At 59.0% G+C, this 21541-nt stretch carries 26 protein-coding genes and 1 tRNA gene; 17 read left to right on the top strand and 10 right to left on the bottom strand.

Going from position 1 to position 21541, the window contains the following annotated elements; all coding sequences use genetic code 11:
- Nucleotides 1-66: 66 nt before the first annotated feature.
- On the top strand, nt 67-993 hold the full coding sequence (locus ACXHXG_RS06345; RefSeq protein ID WP_457898765.1) for a LysR family transcriptional regulator: 927 nt from the start codon (nt 67-69) through the stop codon (nt 991-993).
- Nucleotides 994-1049: 56 nt separating this feature from the next.
- Here the strand turns inward: ACXHXG_RS06345 and ACXHXG_RS06340 are convergent, their stop codons facing one another.
- Entirely contained in the window at nt 1050-1595 is a 546-nt protein-coding gene (locus ACXHXG_RS06340; RefSeq protein ID WP_457898764.1) for a cytochrome b, read from the bottom strand.
- Nucleotides 1576-2052, bottom strand: coding sequence for a MarR family winged helix-turn-helix transcriptional regulator (locus tag ACXHXG_RS06335; protein WP_457898763.1), 477 nt, complete (start codon nt 2050-2052; stop codon nt 1576-1578). Before ACXHXG_RS06335 ends, ACXHXG_RS06340 begins: the two co-directional genes overlap by 20 nt.
- Nucleotides 2053-2147: 95 nt before the next feature.
- Between ACXHXG_RS06335 and ACXHXG_RS06330 the strand changes: the two genes are divergently transcribed.
- Nucleotides 2148-2516 carry an antibiotic biosynthesis monooxygenase family protein gene (locus tag ACXHXG_RS06330; protein WP_457898762.1) on the top strand — a complete coding sequence of 123 codons (369 nt, stop codon included), beginning with the start codon at nt 2148-2150 and terminating at the stop codon, nt 2514-2516.
- Nucleotides 2517-2687: 171 nt separating this feature from the next.
- Here the strand turns inward: ACXHXG_RS06330 and ACXHXG_RS06325 are convergent.
- A tRNA-Ser gene (locus ACXHXG_RS06325) sits at nt 2688-2777 on the bottom strand.
- A gap of 234 nt (nt 2778-3011) precedes the next feature.
- On the opposite strand from ACXHXG_RS06325, the gene ACXHXG_RS06320 reads away from it, so the two are divergent.
- The 11 genes from ACXHXG_RS06320 (at nt 3012) to deoA (ending at nt 13562) form a co-directional block, all read left to right on the top strand.
- Nucleotides 3012-3329 carry a hypothetical protein gene (locus ACXHXG_RS06320; protein ID WP_457898761.1) on the top strand — a complete coding sequence of 106 codons (318 nt, stop codon included), beginning with the start codon at nt 3012-3014 and terminating at the stop codon, nt 3327-3329.
- A 57-nt stretch (nt 3330-3386) separates the two neighbouring features.
- The gene (locus tag ACXHXG_RS06315; RefSeq protein WP_457898760.1) at nt 3387-4205 is read left to right on the top strand and encodes a helix-turn-helix domain-containing protein; all 819 of its coding nucleotides are present in this window, start codon (nt 3387-3389) and stop codon (nt 4203-4205) included.
- Nucleotides 4206-4332: 127 nt separating this feature from the next.
- Complete coding sequence (locus ACXHXG_RS06310) at nt 4333-5208, top strand: NAD(P)H-binding protein (protein WP_457898759.1); 876 nt, start codon at nt 4333-4335, stop codon at nt 5206-5208.
- Nucleotides 5209-5603: 395 nt separating this feature from the next.
- Entirely contained in the window at nt 5604-6599 is a 996-nt protein-coding gene (locus tag ACXHXG_RS06305; RefSeq protein ID WP_104821626.1) for a BMP family lipoprotein, read from the top strand.
- Between the two features lie 79 nt (nt 6600-6678).
- The gene (locus ACXHXG_RS06300) at nt 6679-8190 is read left to right on the top strand and encodes an ABC transporter ATP-binding protein (RefSeq protein WP_457898758.1); all 1512 of its coding nucleotides are present in this window, start codon (nt 6679-6681) and stop codon (nt 8188-8190) included.
- Between the two features lie 7 nt (nt 8191-8197).
- Nucleotides 8198-9301, top strand: a complete 1104-nt coding sequence (locus ACXHXG_RS06295) for an ABC transporter permease (RefSeq protein WP_457898757.1) — start codon at nt 8198-8200, stop codon at nt 9299-9301.
- Between the two features lie 9 nt (nt 9302-9310).
- Nucleotides 9311-10282, top strand: a complete 972-nt coding sequence (locus ACXHXG_RS06290) for an ABC transporter permease (RefSeq protein WP_457898756.1) — start codon at nt 9311-9313, stop codon at nt 10280-10282.
- A gap of 3 nt (nt 10283-10285) precedes the next feature.
- Nucleotides 10286-10678: a cytidine deaminase gene (locus ACXHXG_RS06285; protein WP_104821630.1), complete on the top strand. Its 393-nt coding sequence runs from the start codon at nt 10286-10288 to the stop codon at nt 10676-10678.
- Nucleotides 10675-11481: a purine-nucleoside phosphorylase gene (locus ACXHXG_RS06280; RefSeq protein ID WP_457898755.1), complete on the top strand. Its 807-nt coding sequence runs from the start codon at nt 10675-10677 to the stop codon at nt 11479-11481. Before ACXHXG_RS06285 ends, ACXHXG_RS06280 begins: the two co-directional genes overlap by 4 nt.
- Nucleotides 11478-12251 carry a deoxyribose-phosphate aldolase gene (deoC, locus tag ACXHXG_RS06275; RefSeq protein WP_283048544.1) on the top strand — a complete coding sequence of 258 codons (774 nt, stop codon included), beginning with the start codon at nt 11478-11480 and terminating at the stop codon, nt 12249-12251. Before ACXHXG_RS06280 ends, deoC begins: the two co-directional genes overlap by 4 nt.
- A 3-nt stretch (nt 12252-12254) precedes the next feature.
- Nucleotides 12255-13562: a thymidine phosphorylase gene (gene deoA, locus ACXHXG_RS06270; RefSeq protein WP_457898754.1), complete on the top strand. Its 1308-nt coding sequence runs from the start codon at nt 12255-12257 to the stop codon at nt 13560-13562.
- 7 nt (nt 13563-13569) lie between these two features.
- On the opposite strand, the gene ACXHXG_RS06265 is transcribed toward deoA, so the two are convergent.
- The 7 genes from ACXHXG_RS06265 to ACXHXG_RS06235 all read right to left on the bottom strand — a co-directional run bounded on the left by ACXHXG_RS06265 (nt 13570) and on the right by ACXHXG_RS06235 (nt 19101).
- The gene (locus ACXHXG_RS06265; RefSeq protein ID WP_457898832.1) at nt 13570-14097 is read right to left on the bottom strand and encodes a TIGR02281 family clan AA aspartic protease; all 528 of its coding nucleotides are present in this window, start codon (nt 14095-14097) and stop codon (nt 13570-13572) included.
- Nucleotides 14098-14247: 150 nt separating this feature from the next.
- Complete coding sequence (gene upp, locus ACXHXG_RS06260; protein ID WP_104821634.1) at nt 14248-14877, bottom strand: uracil phosphoribosyltransferase; 630 nt, start codon at nt 14875-14877, stop codon at nt 14248-14250.
- A 122-nt stretch (nt 14878-14999) separates the two neighbouring features.
- Complete coding sequence (locus ACXHXG_RS06255; protein WP_283048548.1) at nt 15000-15968, bottom strand: adenosine deaminase; 969 nt, start codon at nt 15966-15968, stop codon at nt 15000-15002.
- Entirely contained in the window at nt 15965-17182 is a 1218-nt protein-coding gene (locus ACXHXG_RS06250) for a phosphopentomutase (RefSeq protein WP_457898831.1), read from the bottom strand. Before ACXHXG_RS06250 ends, ACXHXG_RS06255 begins: the two co-directional genes overlap by 4 nt.
- Nucleotides 17183-17317: 135 nt before the next feature.
- Entirely contained in the window at nt 17318-17896 is a 579-nt protein-coding gene (locus ACXHXG_RS06245; RefSeq protein WP_457898753.1) for a TadE/TadG family type IV pilus assembly protein, read from the bottom strand.
- An 11-nt stretch (nt 17897-17907) separates the two neighbouring features.
- Nucleotides 17908-18525 carry a TadE/TadG family type IV pilus assembly protein gene (locus ACXHXG_RS06240; RefSeq protein ID WP_457898752.1) on the bottom strand — a complete coding sequence of 206 codons (618 nt, stop codon included), beginning with the start codon at nt 18523-18525 and terminating at the stop codon, nt 17908-17910.
- A gap of 159 nt (nt 18526-18684) precedes the next feature.
- On the bottom strand, nt 18685-19101 hold the full coding sequence (locus ACXHXG_RS06235; protein WP_457898751.1) for a pilus assembly protein N-terminal domain-containing protein: 417 nt from the start codon (nt 19099-19101) through the stop codon (nt 18685-18687).
- A 406-nt stretch (nt 19102-19507) separates the two neighbouring features.
- Here ACXHXG_RS06235 and ACXHXG_RS06230 point away from each other — a divergent pair, with 406 nt between their 5' ends.
- The 4 genes from ACXHXG_RS06230 (at nt 19508) to cpaB (ending at nt 21540) form a co-directional block, all read left to right on the top strand.
- A complete protein-coding gene (locus tag ACXHXG_RS06230; protein WP_457898750.1) occupies nt 19508-19690 on the top strand; it encodes a Flp family type IVb pilin in 183 nt (60 codons plus the stop codon).
- An 86-nt stretch (nt 19691-19776) separates the two neighbouring features.
- Nucleotides 19777-19959, top strand: a complete 183-nt coding sequence (locus ACXHXG_RS06225) for a Flp family type IVb pilin (protein ID WP_457898749.1) — start codon at nt 19777-19779, stop codon at nt 19957-19959.
- A gap of 91 nt (nt 19960-20050) precedes the next feature.
- Nucleotides 20051-20563, top strand: a complete 513-nt coding sequence (locus ACXHXG_RS06220; RefSeq protein ID WP_457898748.1) for an A24 family peptidase — start codon at nt 20051-20053, stop codon at nt 20561-20563.
- Between the two features lie 164 nt (nt 20564-20727).
- Entirely contained in the window at nt 20728-21540 is an 813-nt protein-coding gene (cpaB, locus tag ACXHXG_RS06215) for a Flp pilus assembly protein CpaB (protein ID WP_457898747.1), read from the top strand.
- Nucleotide 21541: the final 1 nt, after the last annotated feature.

Here is a 21541-nt window from a genome sequence, read left to right as displayed (position 1 = left end):
TTCCGCTGGCCGCCCGCAATGCGGATGATCCTAACTCAGCCTTTGGCTGTTCCGAAGGCTGGGGGCATGATAGCCTTCCGGCCCATGCGTTTCGATCTCACCGACCTTCGCCTGTTCCTGCTCGTCATCGAGGCGGGCAGCATCACCCATGGAGCGGCGCGCGCCAATCTTGCGCTTCCTTCGGCCAGCGAACGGCTACGCGGAATGGAAGAGGTGAGCGGCGTGCGGCTGCTCGAACGCCGCCGCAGGGGGATCGCGCCGACGGCCGCCGGCGAGGCTCTGGCACACCACGCGCGCATCATCCTTCGGCAGATCGACCATATGCGGGGCGAGTTGGGCGTCTATGCCAAGGGGCTGAAGGGCAATATCCGGCTGCTGGCGAACACGGCCGCCATTACGGAGTTTCTTCCCGAGGCGCTTGCGCCCTATCTTGCAACGCGTCCGCATATCGACATCGATCTGAACGAGCGGCTGAGCACCGAGATCGTCAAGGCGGTGGCGGGCGGCCTGGCGGAGATCGGCATTATCTCGGACGCTGTCGATACCGGCAATTTGCAGCTCCTGCCCTTCGCCATCGACCGCCTCCTTCTCGTCCTGCCTGCCGATCATCCCTCGGCTTCGGCAAAGGCGCTTGCGTTTGCCGAAGTCGTCGGACAGGAATTCGTCGGATTGACGATCGGCAGCCCCTTGCAGGACCATATCGACGAGCATGCGGCCCGTGCGGGCCATCCGCTGAAGTTTCGGGTCCGGATGCGAACATTCGAGGGCATCTGCCGAATGGTGGCCCAAGGCGTCGGCATCGGGATCGTGCCGGAAACCGCCGCGAAAAGATGCAGGCGATCGATGGCCATCCGCTGTGTCCGGCTGACCGACGACTGGGCAACACGCCGTCTCTTGCTCTGCATGCGTGCTATTGAGGATCTGTCTCCCTTCGCGCGCGATTTGGTCGAGCATCTGAGGACGGTGGCGAAAGGCAAGGCGGGATCGCAATGAAATAATAAGAGGCCGAAGGTGAGGTCCCAAGGCTTGCGCGTGGACTCCGCACATCTCTAATCGCCGGACGACCCGGCATACCACATGCGCTGGAGCAGACCATCGCGGCGAACGAATTGGTGATAAAGGGCCGCACCGGCATGAAACACCAGCAGCCCGACAAGCAAGAAGGCACCCAAACCATGCGGTATTCGCGGCGGATAATCGGTGAAGTCGGGCAACATCGCCCCGGGTGCCCCAAATATAGCGGGTGCCGCGCCGCTTAGGATCATCATGCCGATGCCGCTGGCAGCCATACCAAGAATGACGAGGTAGAAGGCGATGTGAACCCCGCCCGCGATGCGCTCCTGCCAGAGAGGCAATCCCTCCGCGGGCAGTGGCCTCCGATCAAAACGCCACCACCAGACAATGCGAAGCAGCGTCAAGAACAGAATTGCGATCGCTACTGGAATATGGAAGCGCAGGAAAGCAGCCTTGCTGGCCGCGTCCACAGCATTTGCGGCCCGGAAACCGGAGCCGAGCAGGACCAGGATCAGGATGGCGCTCAGCCAGTGAATTGAGACTGCGACAGCGCCATAGCGATCAGACCTGCTCTTCAGCATCTTCATTTCTTTCCAGTTTGCCGCGCAGCACCGACATGACCCCGCGCATCGTTTCGATGTCCTCGACCAAGAGCCCGTCCGAGAGGTCGTTGACCCAGGGGGCTTGCAGACGCATGGCGGCGTCGAATGTCTGCCTGCCTTTGTCCGTCATCAGGATGAGCTGCGCCCGCCGGTGATGCGGATTGGGCTCGAAAGCAACGAGTCCGTCCTTCTCGAGATCGTTGACGATGCGCTGCACGTTTTGCCGGTTGGCTCCCATATCGCGCGCCAGCCACGCAACCGGCTGCGGCCGGTCCGCCGAATTGATGGCGCCGAGGATTTGCCAGCGAGCACTCGTCAGGCCGAGTGGAGCAACCAGCCTGTCGCCGGAGGCGAGGACGCGGCTGTGAAGCCTGAATAAATCGAGAATCAGATCGGTCAGGGCGATTCCGGCCGGCGTTCGTTTGGTCTCTTGCATTTGTCATCCTGTATTCTATTTGACATCATAATGTCAATTATCTACGTGTATGGCGTCAGATTGACATCATGCAACCATATCGAACGGAGCACACCATGTCACCAATGCGTCCAATGGACCCCTCATTTCCAATTGACCGCCAAATCACCGTCGAAGCCGCCCCCGTTGTCCTCGTGAATCTCTTCACGCTCGATAAGGCGGATGAGGAGACGTTCCTCAATGCATGGCAAGACGATGCCGCGTTCATGAAGCGGCAGCCGGGTTTCATTTCGACCCAGCTTCATCGCGCGGTCGGCGAGAGCCCCGCCTATCTGAACTATGCCGTCTGGGAGACTATGGCTGATTTCCGAGCCGCCTTTACGCATCCGGAGTTCAGGAAAAAAATCTCGGCCTATCCATCCTCGTCCGTTGCCTCGCCCCATCTGTTCCAGAAGGTCGCGGTCCCTGGCATCTGCGTGGCATAGACGCGGCTGCGGCAAGAAACTAAAAATAAGAAAAAAGCGAGAGTCGACGCGGCTCACACTCAAAGTTCTCGCCACGCAATGCTTGCTGGCGTCATGCTGTCGATCGGCATGACGCTTCGCGGCTACCGGAAGAGAATAAAAAGCTGAAATGATTATCGAAAATTTCGAGAATGGCGGACAGGGAGGGATTCGAACCCTCGGTACGCTTTCACGTACACACGCGTTCCAGGCGTGCGCCTTAAACCACTCGGCCACCTGTCCTTTGGCGTTTCGCAACCGGTCAGGAGGCAAATCGTCGGAACGGCCGCGATATATACCGATGAATTTCTTAGGATCAACCCGAATCTGACAGATTTTTGACTTCCCGACAGAAAACTCCAGACCTTTGGTCCATTGCGCTTATCCGGCTCCGATCATATCTAAGAAGAAGGACGGAGCGGAATGCAGTAACTCAGTCGACTACGGCCGACGGGAAGTGAGTATGCGGAGGGTTCGATGCGTTTCTTGTTGCGTTTTGCCAGCCTTGTAGCGCTGGTCGTTGCGGTGGTCGCCGGCACCATCGATTCCATCCAATCGGTTGCGGCCTCCGCCGTGGTGCTGACCCCGATGGAGGATGCCTGGAACGATGTCAGCCCGTCGTCCCTTGCGACCGTCCAGTCGCTGATTTCCTATTATATCCATCCGCGCCTTTATGATCTGGCCATGCAGTGGCTTTTGTTCCAGCCGGCTTTCGCGGTGTTCCTGGCGATCTCGCTGCTTTTGTGGATGGCCGCCTACAAGAAGCCGCCGGTTGCCGGTCGCTTCAGCGTTTAGACCGCCCGGACGCAGTAAGAATCCGGTCCACCGGGCGCTGGAGACGGGAGATGGAACTTGCTTGACCACGACCTCGGCCCCTTCGGCATCAGAGCGACCCGATGGCATATCGCTGCTGGCCTGACATATATTCCCGCAACACCGTTTCACCGTCTTGGAATTCATATGGGAGCGCCGGTTAACGCCTCCTGCCGGTGCGACGGCCGGCAGCATCGCCGCGTTCAGTCGCATGGCGATATCGATATCGTTCCGACCGGATTGGATGGTGAGTGGGAAGATGATGCCGACTGCACGATTCTGCGCCTTTGGATGAGCCCTGCAATCATGCGCAGTGCGGCGGAGGATATGGAGATCGATCCCGACAGCATTGCCATCCGTCCCAAGTTTCAGCATCGCGATCCAGGCATCGAGCACATCGCCCTGGCGCTGGAAACGCAAATGAAGGTGGATGAACCCTCCGACCGCCTGTTCGTTGAAAGCCTTGGCAGGGCGCTGGCGGTGCGGCTCATCGGTGGTCCGTTCAATGCGACAACCGTCTCGGCTAGGCAAAAGCTTTCATCGAACCAGAGACGCAGGCTGGTCGAGTTCATTGAATCCCATCTTGATGGGGATTTATCGCTGGCACAGTTGGCGGAGGTGGCGGCGATCAGCGTTTCGCATCTGAAGGTGCTGTTTCGCCGCTCGTTCGGCATGCCGGTGCATCAATATGTGATCCGCCGCCGGGTGGAGCGCGCCAGACACCTGCTTGCCATGGGAGAGCTGTCGATCAGCCAGATCGCGCTCGCCGCAGGCTTCGCCCATCAGAGCCATATGGCACAGGCGATGAAGCGCATTCTCGGCATAACACCGACCGGCATCGCCCGCATGCGGCGATAGTCCAGGGAAGGTCGCGTCGGCACGTAATTTTGCTGTCCGTTTCTGCTCTCCATTGTCCGATCCTGTGCGACAGGACGCATAAAAACAGCATGCTCCACATCCACGATGAACGTTTGAGGATGAAGAGATGTTCGTAATTTTGGGCGCGACCGGAAAGATTGGGCGGGCGACGATTGCCGAACTCCGCCGCCATGGCGCACCGGTAAGAGCCGTCGTGCGACGTCAAAATAGCGCCGATGATCTCCGTGCCATGGGTTGCGATATCGCCATCGCCGACATTCAGGACAGTGCGGCTCTCGCTGAAAGCATGAACGGCGCGACGGCCGTGCAGATCATCTGCCCCACAAGTGTTCAGGCGGATGATGCAGCCGCGGAGATGAAAAACAGTATAAGAACGATCGTCGATGCACTCGACCGGAACAGGCCGAGCTCCGTTCTGACAATCTCCGACTACGGCGCGCATCTTGCATCCGACACAGGCATCACGCTGATTTTCCATCATCTGGAATCCGAACTGAAAAAGCTGCCCGCCGCTCTGACCTTCCTGCGCTCGGCCGAACACATGCAGAATTGGAGCCGCCAGATCGGACGCGCGATCGAGACCGGGGTGCTCCCAAGCCTGCATCATCCGGTCACCAAACTATTTCCCACGGTGTCGGCCCCCGATGTCGGTGTCATCGCGGGCGAATTGCTGCTATCCGGCACCCAGGCACCCCTTAGCATCATTCATGCGGAGGGGCCAGATCGCTACAGCGTCGAGAATGTTGCGCGGATTGCTGGAGAGCTTGCCGGCCGGAAAATTATCGCCAGCGAGATGCCTCGCCCGGACTGGATCCCTGCACTCGTTCGGGGAGGGCTGAGCGCAAGCTATGCCGACCTGGTTGCCGAATTGTATGACGCCGACAATGCCGGGCGGATCGATGCGGAGCCAGATGTCGGCGACATAAGAAGGGGCCGAACCGATCTGCGGGAAGTTCTGGCTTCGATGATGAAAAGTTTCTGAGGCAGGGATTTTGACGCGACGAGATGCCTCGCGAAATCAGGCGATCAAATGTGTTTTGGACAATCATTGTGATATAGACTACTCGAGTCTCGAGGCAACCGGACACGAGCGTGGCAAGCGCTTGAAGTCGTCTCAGCGATATCGGCTATCGGCCCTTGGTTGGCTAATAAAATCGCAGTTTGAGGGCGAAAATGTTCAAAAATCAGCTCTCTTGGGCGGGTTTTTGGCAATTCCCACAAATCTTTACCAACTGAAAAATTTCTCGTGAATTTTTCCTGCAGCCATGCAAGGATGCGCCAGCTTGGCCTCGGGGGAGGCCGGCGGTTCCGCAGACATGTCCGGTCAACGGGCTTGCGGGAGGACCCAACAAGATAGCAACAATAGGGCTGCAACTCATGAAAAAATCCCTTTTGACCCTTTTCGCCTTGGCTGCCATGTCGGCAACGGCGCTTGCGGCCGACATTAAGCCGGCGATCGTTTATGGCACCGGCGGCAAGTTCGATAAGTCCTTCAACGAAGCGGCCTATAACGGCGCCGAAAGGTTCAAGAAGGAAACCGGCGTCGCCTATCGCGACTTCGAGCCGACGGGCGACACCCAGGGCGAACAGGCGCTGCGCAACTTCGCCAGCAAGGGCTTCAATCCGGTTATCGCCGTCTCCTTCGCCTGGACGTCCGCTCTGCAGAAGGTTGCTGCCGAATATCCGAAGACCCAGTTCGTTCTGATCGACGACAGCCTCGACCTGCCGAACGTTCGTTCCGTCAAGTTCAAGGAAAATGAAGGTTCCTACCTCGCCGGCGTCATGGCTGCCATGGCTTCGAAGACCGGCAAGATCGGCTTCGTCGGCGGCATGGACATTCCGCTGATCCGCAAGTTCGAATGTGGTTATGAGCAGGGCGCCCGCGCCGCCAATCCGAAGATCGAAGTCTTCCAGAACATGACCGGCACGACCGGCGCTGCCTGGAACGACCCGGTTCGCGGCGGCGAGCTCACCAAGAACCAGATCGACCAGGGTGCTGACGTTGTTTACGCGGCTGCCGGCGCGACTGGCCTCGGCGTGCTGCAGACGGCTGCCGACAACAAGAAGCTTTCGGTCGGCGTCGACTCCAACCAGAACTACCTGCATCCGGGTTCGGTCCTGACCTCCGTCGTCAAGCGCGTCGACCTCGCCGTTTACAACGCCTTCACCGATGCCAAGAACGGCAAGTTCACGGCCGGTACGCAGGAACTCGGCCTCAAGGAAGAGGGCGTGGGTGCTGCTATGGACGACAACAACAAGCCGCTCGTCACGCCGGAAATGAAGGCCGCCGTCGACAAGGCAACCGCCGACATCATCTCCGGCACGATCAAGGTGCACGACTACACCACCGACAACGCCTGCCCGAAGAGCTGATATGAAATAAGGGCGTATGACGTATTCAAACGTCATACGCCCTTTTCTTATCCGGAAGCCTGATTTCTGGAGCTGCGTAGTGAGCCAAACGCCTGCCATCGAACTCGTGGGCATCGACAAGAAGTTCGGTGCCGTCCATGCCAACAAAGACATCAACCTGACCGTTTCCAAGGGCTCGATCCACGGAATCATCGGTGAGAACGGTGCCGGGAAGTCGACTCTGATGTCGATCATCTACGGCTTCTATCACGCCGACAGCGGCGAGATCCGCATCAACGGCAATCCCATCGCCATCCGCGACAGCCAGACGGCCATTGCCGCCGGCATCGGCATGGTGCACCAGCATTTCATGCTGGTCGATAATTTCACCGTGCTCGAGAACGTCATGCTCGGCGCCGAAGGCGGCGCTTTGTTGGCGAAGGGTGTCACGGCTGCCCGCGCCGAACTGAGGCGCCTGGAAACGGATTATGGCCTCGATGTCGATCCGGACGCCTTGATCGAGGAGCTTCCCGTCGGTCAGCAGCAGCGCGTCGAAATTTTGAAGGCCATGTATCGCGGCGCCGAGATCCTCATCTTGGACGAGCCGACCGGCGTTTTGACACCGGCCGAAGCCGACAATCTGTTCCGGATTCTCCGCGTGTTGCGCGATCAGGGCAAGACCATCATCCTCATCACCCATAAGCTGCGCGAAATCATGGCCATTACCGATACGGTGTCGGTCATGCGCCGCGGCGAAATGGTCGCCACGCGCAAGACGGCGGAAACCACCGTCGAAGAGCTTGCCGAGCTCATGGTCGGCCGTCGCGTGTTGCTGCGCGTCGAAAAAGGCTCTGCCCATCCCGGCGAGGTCGTGCTCTCCGTCCGCAATCTGACCGTCAAGGACGGTCGTGGCGTCACCATGGTCGACAATGTTTCTTTCGACGTCCGGGCCGGCGAGATCGTCGGCATCGCTGGCGTCGCCGGTAATGGTCAGTCGGAGCTATTGGAGGCGATCGCCGGCATCCGCAAGCCCGCCTCGGGCGAAATCCACCTGCACGGCGAGCCGATTGGCACCGCCGATCCCGCTGCCTTGCGTGAACTCGGCCTTGCCCATATTCCGGAAGACCGCCATCACATGGGCCTCGTCCTCAAGTTTGAGGAATATGAAAATTCCATGCTCGGCTACCACCGTGATGCGAAATACGGCAGGGCCGGCATGCTCGATCTCGATGCCATGCGCAAGGATGCCATCGAAAAGATCGAGAAATACGACATTCGCCCGCCGAACGCCCGGCTGAAGACCGCCAATTTCTCCGGCGGCAACCAGCAGAAGATCGTCGTTGCCCGCGAGATCGAGCGCGATCCGAAGGCTCTGCTGATCGGCCAGCCGACGCGCGGCGTCGACATCGGCGCCATCGAGTTCATCCATCGCCGCATCATCGAGATGCGCGATGCCGGCAAGGCGATCCTGCTGGTGTCGGTGGAGCTGGATGAAATCCGCGCCCTTTCGGACCGCATCCTCGTCATGTTCGCCGGCCACGTCGTCGGCGAGAAAACGGCTGACGCCGGTGAACAGACACTCGGCCTGATGATGGCCGGCATTGCCGCATGAGGCCTTGATGAGCACTGCTTCCGTTCCGCTTCCCAATTGGATCAATTATGGCCTGATCCCACTAGTAAATCTACTGCTGGCTCTTTTTGTCTCAGGTCTTGTTATATGGTTCATCGGCCAAAATCCGTTCGATGCTTTTGTTTCGTTGGTGCAAGGCGCCCTTGGAGACGGCACGTCGATTAGCTTCACACTATATTATGCTACGAGCTTCATTTTCACGGGCCTGTCGGTCGCCGTTGCCATTCATGCTGGTCTGTTCAACATCGGCTCGGAAGGTCAGGCCTATCTCGGCGGCCTTGGTGCAGCCCTGGTGGCGCTTTCGCTGGATAAATATGTGCCGTGGTATGTGACGATGCCGTTCGCGATGGTTGGCGCTGCCGCTTTCGGTGCTGCTTGGGCTTTTATTCCGGCCTGGATGCAAGCAAAACGCGGCAGCCATATCGTCATCACGACGATTATGTTCAATTTCATCGGCGCTCCGCTGATGGTCTATCTACTGTCGCATGTCTTGATCGTGCCGGGAAAGCAGGCTGCGGAAACTCGTACCTTTCTTGAAGGAGGCCAACTGCCGAAACTTGATTGGCTTCTCAGCATGTTCGGCTCGTCGATCGGTGCCGCGCCGCTCAATGTGTCCTTCCTAATCGCACTGGTCATGTGCTTTTTCGTTTGGTTGCTCATCTGGCGCACCAAACTCGGCTACGAGATGCGCACGCTCGGCCTCAGTGCTACTGCAGCTGTCTATGCCGGTATTCCTTATGCGCGCACCGTCATCATTGCCATGCTGATATCAGGTGGCCTCGCCGGGATGATGGCTCTAAACCCCATCATGGGTGCGCAGGCTCGCCTTGGCGTCGAGTTCGTCGCGGGCGCCGGCTTCGTCGGCATCGCGGTATCCCTAATGGGGCGCAATCACCCCGTCGGTATCATTCTCGCGGCTATTCTCTTCGGCGTCCTCTATCAAGGAGGCGACAGCGTTTCCTTCGACATGCCTGCGATCAACCGCGACATGATTGCCCTAATCCAAGGACTAGTTATTTTGTTCGTTGGCGCACTCGAATACATGCTTCGTCCGACATTCGTGCGTCTCTATCAATTGTTTGGCAGGGCATGAGGGGCGACGATGGATTATTATGACATCCTGATCAGTGTGCTCGGTTCGACTGTCCGCCTGTCGATCCCCTTGATCTTTACGGCACTCGCCGGTTTGTTTTCCGAGCGTGCCGGTGTTTTCGATATCGGCCTTGAAGGTAAGATGTTGGCGGCAGCGTTTGCTGCCGCATGCACAGCCACCGTCAGCGGCTCTGCCTGGGCGGGTTTGGGGGCGGGCATCGTGGTCTCCGTTGCGTTCGGTCTCCTCCACGGTTTCACTTCGATCACCAGTCGCGGCAATCAGATCATCTCTGGCGTTGCCATCAATTTTCTCATTGCAGGATTGACGGTCGTGCTTGGCCAGGCTTGGTTTGGTCAGGGAGGGCGCACGCCACAGCTCGGCGCGGACGCTCGTTTTGTGCCGATCATTCTGCCAGGTGCGGATGCGATGCGAGATGTGCCTATCGTCGGGCCGATTTATGCCAACCTCATTTCCGGCAACAATATCCTTACCTATCTCGCTTTCCTCGCTGTCCCGATTTGCTGGTGGATTTTGTATCGGACGCGATTTGGCCTGCGGCTCCGGGCCGTTGGCGAAAATCCTGGTGCGGTCGATACGGCTGGTATTTCGGTCGCCTGGCTACGGTATCGCTCGCTGATCTGCGCCGGTATTCTCTGCGGCTTCTCCGGCACCTATCTCGCTATCGCGCAGTCGGCTGGCTTTATCGCCAATATGTCCGCCGGCAAGGGCTATATCGCACTTGCGGCGTTGATTTTCGCCAAATGGAGGCCGGTGCCGGTGATGCTGTCTTGCCTGCTCTTCGGCTTCCTCGATGCTTTCGCCAACTTCATGCAGGGCAAGGCCGTGCCTGGCATCGGTGAAGTGCCGGTGCAGATTTTCCAGGCGCTGCCCTATATTCTGACCTGCATCCTGCTCGCAGGCTTCATCGGCGTCGCCAAACCGCCAAAGGCGGGCGGCGTGCCCTACACCAAGGAGCGCTGATCCATGTCGCATGATCTGTTTGAGGCCGCTCGCGGAGCGATGGCCTTTGCCCATGCCCCCTATTCGAAATTCCCTGTCGGTGCGGCCATCCGTGCCGAGGACGGCAAGGTCTATACCGGCGCGAATATCGAGAACCTCTCCTTCCCGCAGGGCTGGTGCGCCGAGCCGACCGCGATCAGCCATATGATCATGGCCGGTGCCAAGAAGATCGTCGAAATGGCCGTCATTGCCGAAAAGCTGCCGCTCTGCCCGCCCTGCGGCGGCTGCCGGCAGAAGATCGCCGAGTTCGCCAGCAAGGAAACCCGCATCTATCTCTGCGACGAAACCGGCGTGAAGAAGACCATGACCATGGACGAGATGCTGCCCTTCAGCTTCGAAACCGAGATACTCGGATGAGCGCCGCCGTCGACCTCCTGGCCGCAAAGCTCGGTGATCTCCAGCCACGCTACGGCATCGTCCTTGGCTCAGGGCTTGGCTCGCTGGTCGATCAGGTGAGGGATGCCGTGCGCATTCCCTATGCCGATCTCCCCGATTTCCCCGTTAGTGCCGTCTCCGGTCATGCCGGCACGTTAGTCGCCGGTTATCTCGGCGACGTGCCGGTCATCATGCTGTCCGGCCGGGTGCATTATTATGAAAAGGGCGACGCCAACGCCATGCGCGTGCCGATCGAGACGCTGAAGGCTCTCGGCGTCGAGACGCTGATCCTCACCAATTCGGCCGGATCGCTGCGAGAGGAAATGCCGCCGGGATCGGTGATGCAGATCACCGACCACATCAACTATTCCGGCATGAACCCGTTGATCGGCGAGGAAAGCGACAAGCGTTTCGTCGGCATGACCAGTGCCTATGATACCGACCTGATCATGCGCATGCGCAAGGCGGCGGAAAAGGCCGAGGTCAAGCTGTCGCACGGCGTCTATATGTGGTTCTCAGGCCCGAGCTTCGAAACTCCGGCGGAAATCCGCATGGCGCGCATTCTGGGTGCCGATGCCGTCGGCATGTCGACGGTGTCGGAAGTTATTCTTGCGCGACTTTTCGGCCTGAGGGTTGCAGCCGCCTCCGTCATTACTAATTATGGGGCTGGCATGACCGGCGCCGAGCTTACGCATGAAGAGACGAAGGACATGGCCCCGGTCGGCGGCGCTCGCCTTGCCGCCATCTTGAAGGAAATGATTGCGGACGGAGGAAACGAACAATGACGAGCCATTCCCTTAGAGAAACGGCGGCCGTTGCGCTTTCCCTTCTCGATCTCACCAACCTGAAGGACGACTGCACGCCGGCGCAGATCGAGACGCTCTGTGCGCGCGCCCAGTCACCCTATGGCCACACCGCCGCCATCTGCATCTGGCCGCGTTTCGTCGCCCAGGCACGCGGCATTCTCGGAACCGACCATGCGGTGCGGATCGCGACCGTGGTGAATTTCCCGGCCGGCGATATGGAAGTGGCTGATGTCGCCGCCGAAGCACGCGAGGCGATCGCCGATGGCGCCGACGAGATCGATCTCGTCATCCCCTATCGTGCGCTGTTGGCCGGCAATGAGCAGGCCGTCACCGACATGGTGGCCGCCGTCAGAGCCGAGTGCAAGGGACCGGTGCTCTTAAAGACCATCCTCGAAACCGGCGAACTCAAGGACGTGACGCTGATCCGCCGCGCCTCCGAACTGGCGATCGAGGCGGGTTCCGATTTCATCAAGACCTCGACCGGCAAGGTCGCCGTCAATGCGACGCTCGAGGCCGCCGACATCATGCTGCGGGCGATCCGCCAGAGTGGCCGCAAGGTTGGTTTCAAGCCGGCTGGCGGCATCGGCTCCGTCGCCGATGCGGCGCTCTATCTGAGCCTTGCCGAGACCATTATGGCGCCGGATTGGGCGATGCCCTCGACTTTCCGTTTCGGCGCGTCGAGCCTGCTCGACGATATCCTCAACGTGCTCGGCGGCGGGCAGTCGAGCGCGGCAGCATCCGGATACTGAGCCATGATCCCGCAGGAAATCATCCGGCGGAAGCGGGATGGCGGCACGCTTCACGTCACCGATATCGACGCCTTCATCGCGGCCCTTGCGCGGGATGAGTTGGCCGAAAGCCAGATCGGCGCCTTCGCCATGGCCGTCTGGTACAGCGGCATGACGCGCGAAGAGACCGTGGCGCTGACCTTGGCCATGGCTCGCTCCGGCGATATGCTCTCTTGGTCCGGCATCGACAGGCCGATCGCCGACAAACATTCGACCGGCGGCATCGGCGACAATGTCTCGTTGATGCTGGCACCGATCGCCGCGGCGTGCGGCCTTGCCGTGCCGATGATTTCCGGCCGCGGTCTCGGGCACACCGGCGGCACCCTGGACAAGCTGGAATCGATCCCCGGCTATGGCATCACCCCGCATGCCGCCCATTTCCGCAAGGTGGTGGATGAGGTGGGTTGCGCCATCATCGGCCAGACCGGAGCCTTGGCGCCCGCCGACGGCAAGCTCTATGCCGTGCGCGATGTCACGTCCACGGTCGATTCCGTGCCGCTGATCACCGCTTCGATCCTGTCGAAGAAGCTGGCCGCCGGCCTCGAGACGCTGGTGCTCGACGTCAAGATCGGCAATGGCGCCTTCATGACCTCTCTGGAAGAGGCCGAGACGCTGGCCCGATCGCTGGTAGAGGTGGCGAATGGCGCCGGGGTCAAAACCTCCGCTTTGATCACCGACATGAACCAGCCGCTCGCCGATGCCGCCGGCAATGTCGTCGAACTCCGCAATTGCCTGGATTTCCTGAAGGGTGGCAAGGCGGGCACGCGGCTCGAAACGGTCGTGCTGGCCTTCGCCGCCGAGATGTTGACGCAGGCTGGGATCGCGAAGACATTGGTTGAGGCTGAGGCGAAAGCGCGCGAAGCGCTCTCTTCCGGCAAGGCGGCCGAGCTGTTCGCCCGCATGGTCCACGCCCTCGGCGGCCCTGCCGATCTGCTGGATCATCCGGACAAATACCTAGTTGCGGCGTCCGTGCAGAAGCCTGTTCTTGCATCTTCGGACGGTTGGCTTGCAGCCTGCGACGCCCGCGCCATCGGCATGAGCGTCATCGATCTCGGCGGCGGCCGCCGTCATCCGCAGGACAAGATCGACCATCGCGTCGGCTTCAGCGATATCCTGCCGCTCGGAACAAGGGTCAGCAAAGGCGATCGCATCGCAACCGTTCATGCGGCCGACGAGGCGAGCGCCGAAAGGGCCGCAGCCGATCTGGCTGCGAACTACCGGATCGGCGATGCCGCACCCGTTCTGCCGTCGGTGATCGTTACCCGGATTTGACCGGTAATTATTGCGTCAGCCGCAACGAGCCGTTTTCGGCACTATAGGAATTGAGCTTTTTCAGGAAGCTCATGCCGATCAACGTTGTGCTCAATGCGCCGTCTTTCGCGACCACGGCGTCGACATCGCGGACCTTGATCGTGCCGATTTCAAGACGGTCGAGTTTGACGAGAGCCACCTTGGATGGGCCGTTGGCCGTCTGCGTGGTGTAGCGATAATCGAGATCGTTGCCGCTGATGCCGAGGCGGCGTGCGGTGCTCTCATTGATTGCCACATAGGTCGCGCCCGTATCGATCATGCCATGCACCGGCCGGCCGTTGATCTTGAAATCGCCTTCGTAGTGGCCGCCCGCACCCGCCTGCAACAACACGTTTCCATAGCCAGCAGCCGTCGCCACGACCGGCTGCTGCGGCACGGCAACCTTGATTGCGGGCGTCGAGCCTTCGTTGCTTGCCATTTGCGAAGTCAGCAACGCTGGGACCTGCGTAGCCGCGGCGGCAATGATGCCGGTAATGACAAGAACGCGAATGAGCATCGGCGAGATCCTTCCCATGGGCTTTTCCATATCCAGCCCATTGATCCCTGCTGTTTAATATAGTTTCGCTGACAGGCCGCTAAACAGATCAATAAAAAGCCCGGCAGTTGGAGGCTGCCAGGCCCAAAAAAGCAAATGGAATGTCGAGATTTACTTCGTGCCGTACATGCGGTCACCGGCGTCGCCGAGGCCGGGGACGATATAACCCTTTTCATTGAGATGGCTGTCGATTGCCGCGGTGAAGACCGGTACGTCCGGATGCGCCTTGCGGAAATTGGCAATGCCTTCCGGCGCGGCGAGCAGGCAGAGGAAGCGGATATTATGAGCGCCGCGTTCCTTCAGCTTGTCGATTGCCGCGATCGAGGAATTGCCCGTTGCCAGCATGGGGTCGACGACGATGATCAGGCGCTCGGAAATATCTTCCGGCGCCTTGAAGTAATATTCGACCGGCTGGAGCGTTTCGTGATCGCGGTAGACGCCGATATGCGAGACGCGGGCCGAGGGCACGAGGTCGAGCATGCCTTCCAGCAGGCCATTACCGGCGCGCAGGATCGAGGCGAAGACCAGCTTCTTGCCTTCGAGGATCGGCGCGTCCATCGGTTGCAGCGGCGTCTCGATCGTCTCGATCGTCAGTTCGAGGTCGCGCGTCACTTCATAGCAAAGCAGCGTCGAAATCTCGCGCAGAAGCCGGCGAAAGCTTCCCGTCGACGTCTCTTTCTTGCGCATGATGGTCAATTTATGCTGCACGAGCGGGTGATCGATGACAGTGACGCCGTCCATGATTTCAGCCTTCCAATAATTCCGCGATATCTGATGTTTCTTTCACGGAAATCGTCTGTGGTGCAAGAAAATAGGCCGCATTTTGGAACGTCATCCCCAGTCGGCGACCTAAAACGATGTGGTCATATCCTCGCTAACAGCGTCGCCCGCGTTGCGTCGTCCACGAACGCGGCTTCGACTGCCGTTCGAGTCATGGCATTGATCTCGTCGTCGCTGAAGCCGAAGGCGGCGGACGCCAGCTCGTATTCGCGCTTCAGGGAGGTGTGGAAGAAGGGCGGGTCGTCGGAATTAATCGTCACGCGCACGCCCGCGTCACGAAGCTTGCGCAGCGGGTGCGACGGGAAGTCGGGAAAGACATTCAGCGCGACGTTCGAGCCGGGGCAGACTTCCAGCACCGTGCCGAGATCGGCGAGGCGCTTGACGAGATCGGCATCTTCGATGGCGCGCACGCCATGGCCGATGCGCGACGGACGGACCAGCTCGACTGCATCGGCGACGCTGAAGGCGCCGCAGACTTCGCCGGCATGGATCGTGAGGCCGAGGCCGGCTTCGCGGGCAATGTCGAAGGCGCGTGCATAATCGGCAACCCGGCCCATGCGCTCTTCGCCCGCCATGTTGAAACCCGTGATCAACGGGTTATCGCTTTTGGCGGCATATTCGGCGGCCTTGATGACGCGGTCCGGTCCGAAATGACGTTCGCCAGTGACGAGCAGCCGGGCGACGATGCCGCTCTTTTCCTGCGCTGCACGAATGCCGGCCGAAACGCCGGCCATATAGGCATCGGCGCCGAGGCCGATCCGGTCGCCATGGTCGGGCGAGACGATCAGTTCGCTGTAGATCGTGCCGATGCCCGCAAGCTCCTCAAGATAGGTCTCGGTCAGCAGCGCATAGTCTTCCTCGGTGCGGTAGACTTCGGAAACCTTGTCGTAGCAGACGAGGAATTCGGTAAAATCCTTCCAGAGATAGATACCGTCATGCATGAAGGCACTGGTGTCGACATTATATTTCCGTGCCTGTGCCAACGTCAGCGCCGGAGGAGCAGCGCCTTCGAGATGGCAATGCAGCTCGACCTTTTTCAAATGCGATGTCACAGAAAACTCCTTCCATGCGGCCCTGCCGCAATTCCCAAATGGCGTGCAACGGTTTCACCAATATCGGCATAGGTCTGGCGGACGCCGATCGAGCGCGAGCGGATGCCAGGCCCGTAGGCGATAACCGGCACACGCTCGCGCGTATGGTCGGTGCCGCGCCAGGTCGGATCGCAGCCGTGATCGGCTGTCAGGATGACGAGATCGCCGGGCTTCAGCTTCTCGTGCACCTCCGGCAGCCTTGCGTCGAAGGCTTCGAGCGCGGCCGCATAGCCGGCCACGTCGCGGCGATGGCCATATACCATGTCGAAATCGACGAAATTCGTAAAGACGAGGTCGCCATCGCCGGCCTCGTCCATCGTCCTTAGCGTCGCATCCATCAGCTTCATGTTGCCGTTGGCCTTGATGATGCGGGAGACGCCTTGATGGGCAAAGATATCGCCGATCTTGCCAACCGCATGCACGGTGCGTTCGGCCTTGACCAGTCGGTCGAGCAGCGTCGGCTCCGGCGGCAACACGGAGAAGTCGCGGCGGTTGCCGGTACGCTCGAATGTCGCCTGCGTCTCGCCGACGAAGGGGCGGGCAATGACGCGGCCGATATTATAAGGATCAAGCAGGGTGCGGACGATCTGGCAGAGAGCGATCAGCCGTTCGAGGCCGAAATGGCGCTCATGCGCGGCAATCTGGAAGACGGAGTCTGACGAGGTGTAGCAGATCGGCTTGCCGCTACGGATATGCTCTTCGCCATATTTGGCGATGATCTCGGTGCCAGATGCATGGCAGTTGCCGAGAATGCCGGGGAGATCGGCGGCCTCGCAGATGGCATCGACCAGCTCCGGCGGAAATGCGTCGCCCTCGGTGGAAAAATAGCCCCAGTCGAACATGACGGGTGTGCCGGCGATTTCCCAATGGCCGGATGGCGTGTCCTTGCCGCGCGACACTTCGTTGGCGCAGCCGTAGAGACCAAAGAGCTTTTCCGGCTGCGGCATGCCGGCCGGATAGCTGCCTGTTGCCGCCTTGGCGATCTCCAGCAAGCCGAGACCCGACATGTTCGGCAGCGACAAGGGGCCGGAACGCAGGCCGCGGTCGGCGGCACCCGCCGCGCAGAACTCGGCGATATGGCCGAGCGTATCGGCGCCCTCGTCGCCATAGGCGGCCGCATCCGGGCTGCCGCCGACACCGAAGGAATCAAGAACGAAGAGAAAGGCGCGCGCCATGGTCCACCCGATAGGATTGCTCAATGCGCGACGTCCAGCGTCAGGCGCATTGGACGTCACCCATATAACGGCGACGTCAACTTGGCAATTTCCTGTTCAGGTGGGAAATATTGCAGGGATTTACAACAATTCTGCTCAGCAATCGCTACAGGTGACCGTGCTGTCAGTCCGTGGACGATAGAAATACTCGCGACTGATGGTGATCTGGCTGCTGCCGGCGGGCAGGAAATCCGAACCGAAACTGATGAGCTGATACGGAATGGCAAGCTCGGTGCGCACCAGAAATGTGCTCGCCTGATTGATGTCGCTGGGGACGGTGGCGGTGCTACCGGTCGCGTAGGGCTTGCTGCCATCCTGCGCCCAGGACCAGGCAACGGTGGCATTACTGTTGGCATCGAGCTGAATACCGGTGATTTTCAGGGTCAGGCCGGTCGAGTCGTAGGGTGCGAAAATAGCGCTTGCAACCGAAGGCATGGTGGCGAACACCGTCTTGCTGACGCTGGATTGCTGCGTCACGATATCGGCAATGGATCCGGCCGACCGGCTGGCGCGCTTTTCGACGCTGAGTGCAATGGTAAGTTCGAAGGCGCCGAGATAGAGCATCAGCAGCACCGGAAAGAGAATGGCAAATTCGATCGCGCCGATGCCCCGCTCGTCGCGGGTAAAGCGCCGCAAAAGGGCGCAAAACCTAACCGTTAGCTCCTTTCGTGCCATCGCCACCCTCCTCACGGATAATTCTCGTTTTGGAAGGCGGCCGTCGCGACGATAAGATAGGTCGTCGGCATCGAACCGTCTGACGGCCGTATCGTGGTGAGATAAGGCCGCAGCAGATCGGTCATTATCTGCCAGCGATAATAGGCGCGCACCATATTCATAGACTTGGCGCCGCCGGGAGCGAATTTGAAGCCCGTTGTGTCGAGGTCGGAATAGGGATCGGACGACACGCGTGGAATGGTGGTCGGCATGGCTGCAAAGCTCGTGTAGCTTTCCACGTCGAGATAGAGATTGGTCGGCGTCGTCAATTCGGTTGCCGAGCATGCGATGATCACGGAAATTTCGTTGCAGAAAGCCTGACGGAACGGTTGCGCACCCGTGGCGGCGGTGATCTGCCCGGTCCTGATCTCGCGCGACACGGTATCGATGGCATTGGAAACGACCTGTTCGGCGATGAAGGCAACGAAGGTTTCCAGAATTGCGAAGATGATCAGGAAATAGGGGATCGCGAGAAGGGCGAATTCGATGGCGGCAGCGCCGTCGCGAGAACGCACGAATGCGCGCAGGCGTCCGCCCGCACGTTTCTGCGCAAAAGTCTTGCCCCCAAGTATATCGTCCTCTGGCATCATACCGGAATCCGCACGTTTTAAGTGGGGTTAAGACTAGAGCCGCTTTCTTGATAATCCGTTTCTCATCTCTCTTCATATTGAAGAAATGTTTGGATTGTTTAAGAAAGACAAGTCTTATTTAGTATAGTTGAATACAGAGGGGGAACGGAGATGCCGCCATTATTGGGTAGCGGCTGCGGCGGTGCTGTTCTGTTGGGCATGCTGCTCGCAATTGGGCGTGCAGGAAAGCACCGAGCGGTCGGTCTGGCGGTAGACGCGGACTGTGTTGCCCTCGTCGATCGATACGAGGATACGTTCATCAACGATTGCGTTGCCGTCGGAATCGAGCAGGACGATGTTCGTGGTGCCGAAACTGCGGCCGGTAAGCACGATGGTCTTCGGATCGGCAACGGTCGCGTCCGCCACTTGCGAATTGCCGACGATGACCTTGCTGACGGGACGATCGAGCTTCAATACGCGTGCATGATCCATATAGACGCGCAGCATGCCGTTATCCGCGGCGTGGGAAAACTGCGGCATCAGCCCCACTGCTGCGGCGACGCAGGCAAAGAATGCAATTTTGCCGCGGGTTGGCATGGGTCTGGCCTCGTGAAGCTGATGACGGAAACAATTACCAAATAGAATGAGAAAGAATGGTGAATGAACAATTAAGGGGAAGGCTATTCGTTCAATTCCGATGCAGGTCGTGCTCTTCTGCTTCCATTTTGGGATTTCCCTACGGGAGTTGCAATATATTGGAACAATTCCCATTGATTGCTAATATATCAGCTCCTAATCATTACGAAGAGGCTGAAGATTTTCTCTAAAAATGCTTGGAAAGACATGAATTGACGTTAACTAGTCTATTTGCGTTTTAGTTTTTCCGATCTGTTAACCCACTTCCTTAAAGCGATGGAAACGGCCAGCCGCTACCGTTCTGCTCATCCGATCAACGGCAAACAGTTGGCGGACGTGCTGTCAACAAAGTGAGTGGAGTGAACCTATGACCAAGCTTTTTTCCCGTTTCCTGAAAGACGAATCCGGTGCGACCGCAATTGAATACGGCCTGATCGCAGCGCTTATCTCCGTCGCCATCATTACTGGCGCAACGACCCTGGGCAACACGCTCAGCAATACGTTCAACAATATCTCCACCAAAATGAACACCGCCTCCGCCGCACATTAATTGATTGCGGCGCCTCGGCGGCATGTTTGGATTGAAAATGGCGCTGTTGAGGGACGCGCTGTTAACAAAGTGATCGGAGCTACCTTATGACTAAGCTTTTTTCGCGTTTCCTAAAAGACGAATCCGGTGCGACCGCAATTGAATACGGCCTGATCGCAGCGCTGATTTCCGTCGCTATCATTACCGGTGCTACGACGCTGGGCAATACGCTTAGCAATACGTTCACTAATATCTCTAACAAGATGGACACCGCTTCCGCGGCACATTAATCATTGCGGAAGTATAGTGATGTAAGATGTTCGAAAACCGCTCCATATAGTGAGCGGTTTTTGACATTTTAATTTCGAGTGGGGATATCAAATGCTTGAAGCTGCAACATTGCTGATCTTCCCGCTCTGCCTGGCGGTCGCGGCCTTTTCCGACCTGTTTACCATGACGATCCCGAACCGGGTTTCGCTCGTCCTGCTCGGTTCCTTCATCGTGCTTGCGCCGTTGCTCGGTCTGACATGGCCGGACATCGGCATGCATTTTGCCGGCGCGGCCATCGTGTTCAGCGTCTGCTTCGCGCTCTTTGCATTGAATGTCATGGGCGGTGGCGATGCCAAGCTGCTGGCGGCGTCCGCACTCTGGTTTGGCTACGATCCGTCGCTTCTCGCCTTCCTCGTTTATGTTGCCCTCATCGGCGGCGCGGTGACGCTTTTTATCCTCGTGATCCGCTCGCATTCGAGCGCCATCATGGCCATGGGCTTGCCACTGCCGAACTCGCTGCTGATTGCCAAGAAGATCCCTTATGGCATTGCCATCGCTATCGGCGGCTTCCTGGCTTTTCCCTCGTCGCCTATGGTCGCGGCGGCGACATATCATATTATCTAAATTAGATCTTTCTAAGAATTAATGATGTATTGCGCAACGCTATATTCTGTGTGCCTTTAATAGTTATGCTTAATTGATTGTAAATGTAATATACCATTAACCATAATTACACCAATTGCGGAGCATTCTGCGGGGCGAAGAGTCGTATTCCCCAAGGAATGATCATGAAACCCGCTCGCTTAATGATACTCGCGGTGGCAGTCGTCGCGGCAGGCCTTGCCGGATTGCTGGCAATGCGTCTGGCCGGCACGCGCAATGTCGTGCCGCAGGTCGAAGCGGTTATAGAGAAGGAGGCGACGGTCAATGTGCTTGTCGCCGATGCCAATCTTCCGGTCGGCTCGCGCCTGAATGAGAAGTCGATCCACTGGATGGCCTGGCCGCAGAGCGGCCTGGTCAAGGGTTTCATTACCGAATCCGAGCGCCCCGATGCGTTGAAAGACCTGAATGGCGCAGTCGTGCGTCTGCCGATCTTTGAAGGCGAACCGATCCGCGAAGAGAAGGTCGCCGATTCCAACAGCCACATTCTTTCCTCGCTGCTGCCCTCCGGGAAACGTGCGGTCGCCACCGAGATTTCCGTCGCCACCGGTGCCGGCGGCTTCATTCTCCCCAATGACCGTGTCGATGTGATCATGGTGCGCAAGGGCGATACCCAGAAATTCGTAACCGAGACGGTGCTCAGCAATGTCCGCGTGCTCGCCGTCGATCAGCAGGTTGAGGAAAAGCAGGATGGCAGCAAGTCCGTGGTCGGCACGACCGCAACGCTTGAGCTGACGCCGGATCAGACCAAGGTGCTTGCGGTCGCCCAGCAGATGGCCGACCGGCTGACGCTGGCGCTGCGCTCCGTCGCCGATGCGCAGCAGCCGGATACGATCGCCGCCGATTACCTGCTGAGCGGAGACAATGGCGGTGCCGTCGTCCAAGTCATCAAATCAGGCTCGATCATCGCCAACGGCACAGCCGCAGCCAAGACGCCATGAG

The sequence above is a fragment of the Rhizobium sp. LEGMi-198b genome (genome assembly GCF_054114205.1).
This window is presented reverse-complemented; position numbering and strand designations above follow the sequence as displayed.

Excerpts from the sequence above, each read along its gene's own strand:
- ACXHXG_RS06345 (WP_457898765.1), top strand. The coding sequence starts at position 67 with ATGATAGCCTTCCGGCCCATGCGTTTCGATCTCACCGACCTTCGCCTG.
- ACXHXG_RS06340 (WP_457898764.1), bottom strand. The coding sequence starts at position 1,595 with ATGCTGAAGAGCAGGTCTGATCGCTATGGCGCTGTCGCAGTCTCAATT.
- ACXHXG_RS06335 (WP_457898763.1), bottom strand. The coding sequence starts at position 2,052 with ATGCAAGAGACCAAACGAACGCCGGCCGGAATCGCCCTGACCGATCTG.
- ACXHXG_RS06330 (WP_457898762.1), top strand. The coding sequence starts at position 2,148 with ATGTCACCAATGCGTCCAATGGACCCCTCATTTCCAATTGACCGCCAA.
- ACXHXG_RS06320 (WP_457898761.1), top strand. The coding sequence starts at position 3,012 with ATGCGTTTCTTGTTGCGTTTTGCCAGCCTTGTAGCGCTGGTCGTTGCG.
- ACXHXG_RS06310 (WP_457898759.1), top strand. The coding sequence starts at position 4,333 with ATGTTCGTAATTTTGGGCGCGACCGGAAAGATTGGGCGGGCGACGATT.
- ACXHXG_RS06305 (WP_104821626.1), top strand. The coding sequence starts at position 5,604 with ATGAAAAAATCCCTTTTGACCCTTTTCGCCTTGGCTGCCATGTCGGCA.
- ACXHXG_RS06295 (WP_457898757.1), top strand. The coding sequence starts at position 8,198 with ATGAGCACTGCTTCCGTTCCGCTTCCCAATTGGATCAATTATGGCCTG.
- ACXHXG_RS06290 (WP_457898756.1), top strand. The coding sequence starts at position 9,311 with ATGGATTATTATGACATCCTGATCAGTGTGCTCGGTTCGACTGTCCGC.
- ACXHXG_RS06285 (WP_104821630.1), top strand. The coding sequence starts at position 10,286 with ATGTCGCATGATCTGTTTGAGGCCGCTCGCGGAGCGATGGCCTTTGCC.
- ACXHXG_RS06280 (WP_457898755.1), top strand. The coding sequence starts at position 10,675 with ATGAGCGCCGCCGTCGACCTCCTGGCCGCAAAGCTCGGTGATCTCCAG.
- deoC (WP_283048544.1), top strand. The coding sequence starts at position 11,478 with ATGACGAGCCATTCCCTTAGAGAAACGGCGGCCGTTGCGCTTTCCCTT.
- deoA (WP_457898754.1), top strand. The coding sequence starts at position 12,255 with ATGATCCCGCAGGAAATCATCCGGCGGAAGCGGGATGGCGGCACGCTT.
- ACXHXG_RS06265 (WP_457898832.1), bottom strand. The coding sequence starts at position 14,097 with ATGCTCATTCGCGTTCTTGTCATTACCGGCATCATTGCCGCCGCGGCT.
- upp (WP_104821634.1), bottom strand. The coding sequence starts at position 14,877 with ATGGACGGCGTCACTGTCATCGATCACCCGCTCGTGCAGCATAAATTG.
- ACXHXG_RS06250 (WP_457898831.1), bottom strand. The coding sequence starts at position 17,182 with ATGGCGCGCGCCTTTCTCTTCGTTCTTGATTCCTTCGGTGTCGGCGGC.
- ACXHXG_RS06245 (WP_457898753.1), bottom strand. The coding sequence starts at position 17,896 with ATGGCACGAAAGGAGCTAACGGTTAGGTTTTGCGCCCTTTTGCGGCGC.
- ACXHXG_RS06240 (WP_457898752.1), bottom strand. The coding sequence starts at position 18,525 with ATGATGCCAGAGGACGATATACTTGGGGGCAAGACTTTTGCGCAGAAA.
- ACXHXG_RS06235 (WP_457898751.1), bottom strand. The coding sequence starts at position 19,101 with ATGCCAACCCGCGGCAAAATTGCATTCTTTGCCTGCGTCGCCGCAGCA.
- ACXHXG_RS06230 (WP_457898750.1), top strand. The coding sequence starts at position 19,508 with ATGACCAAGCTTTTTTCCCGTTTCCTGAAAGACGAATCCGGTGCGACC.
- ACXHXG_RS06225 (WP_457898749.1), top strand. The coding sequence starts at position 19,777 with ATGACTAAGCTTTTTTCGCGTTTCCTAAAAGACGAATCCGGTGCGACC.
- ACXHXG_RS06220 (WP_457898748.1), top strand. The coding sequence starts at position 20,051 with ATGCTTGAAGCTGCAACATTGCTGATCTTCCCGCTCTGCCTGGCGGTC.
- cpaB (WP_457898747.1), top strand. The coding sequence starts at position 20,728 with ATGAAACCCGCTCGCTTAATGATACTCGCGGTGGCAGTCGTCGCGGCA.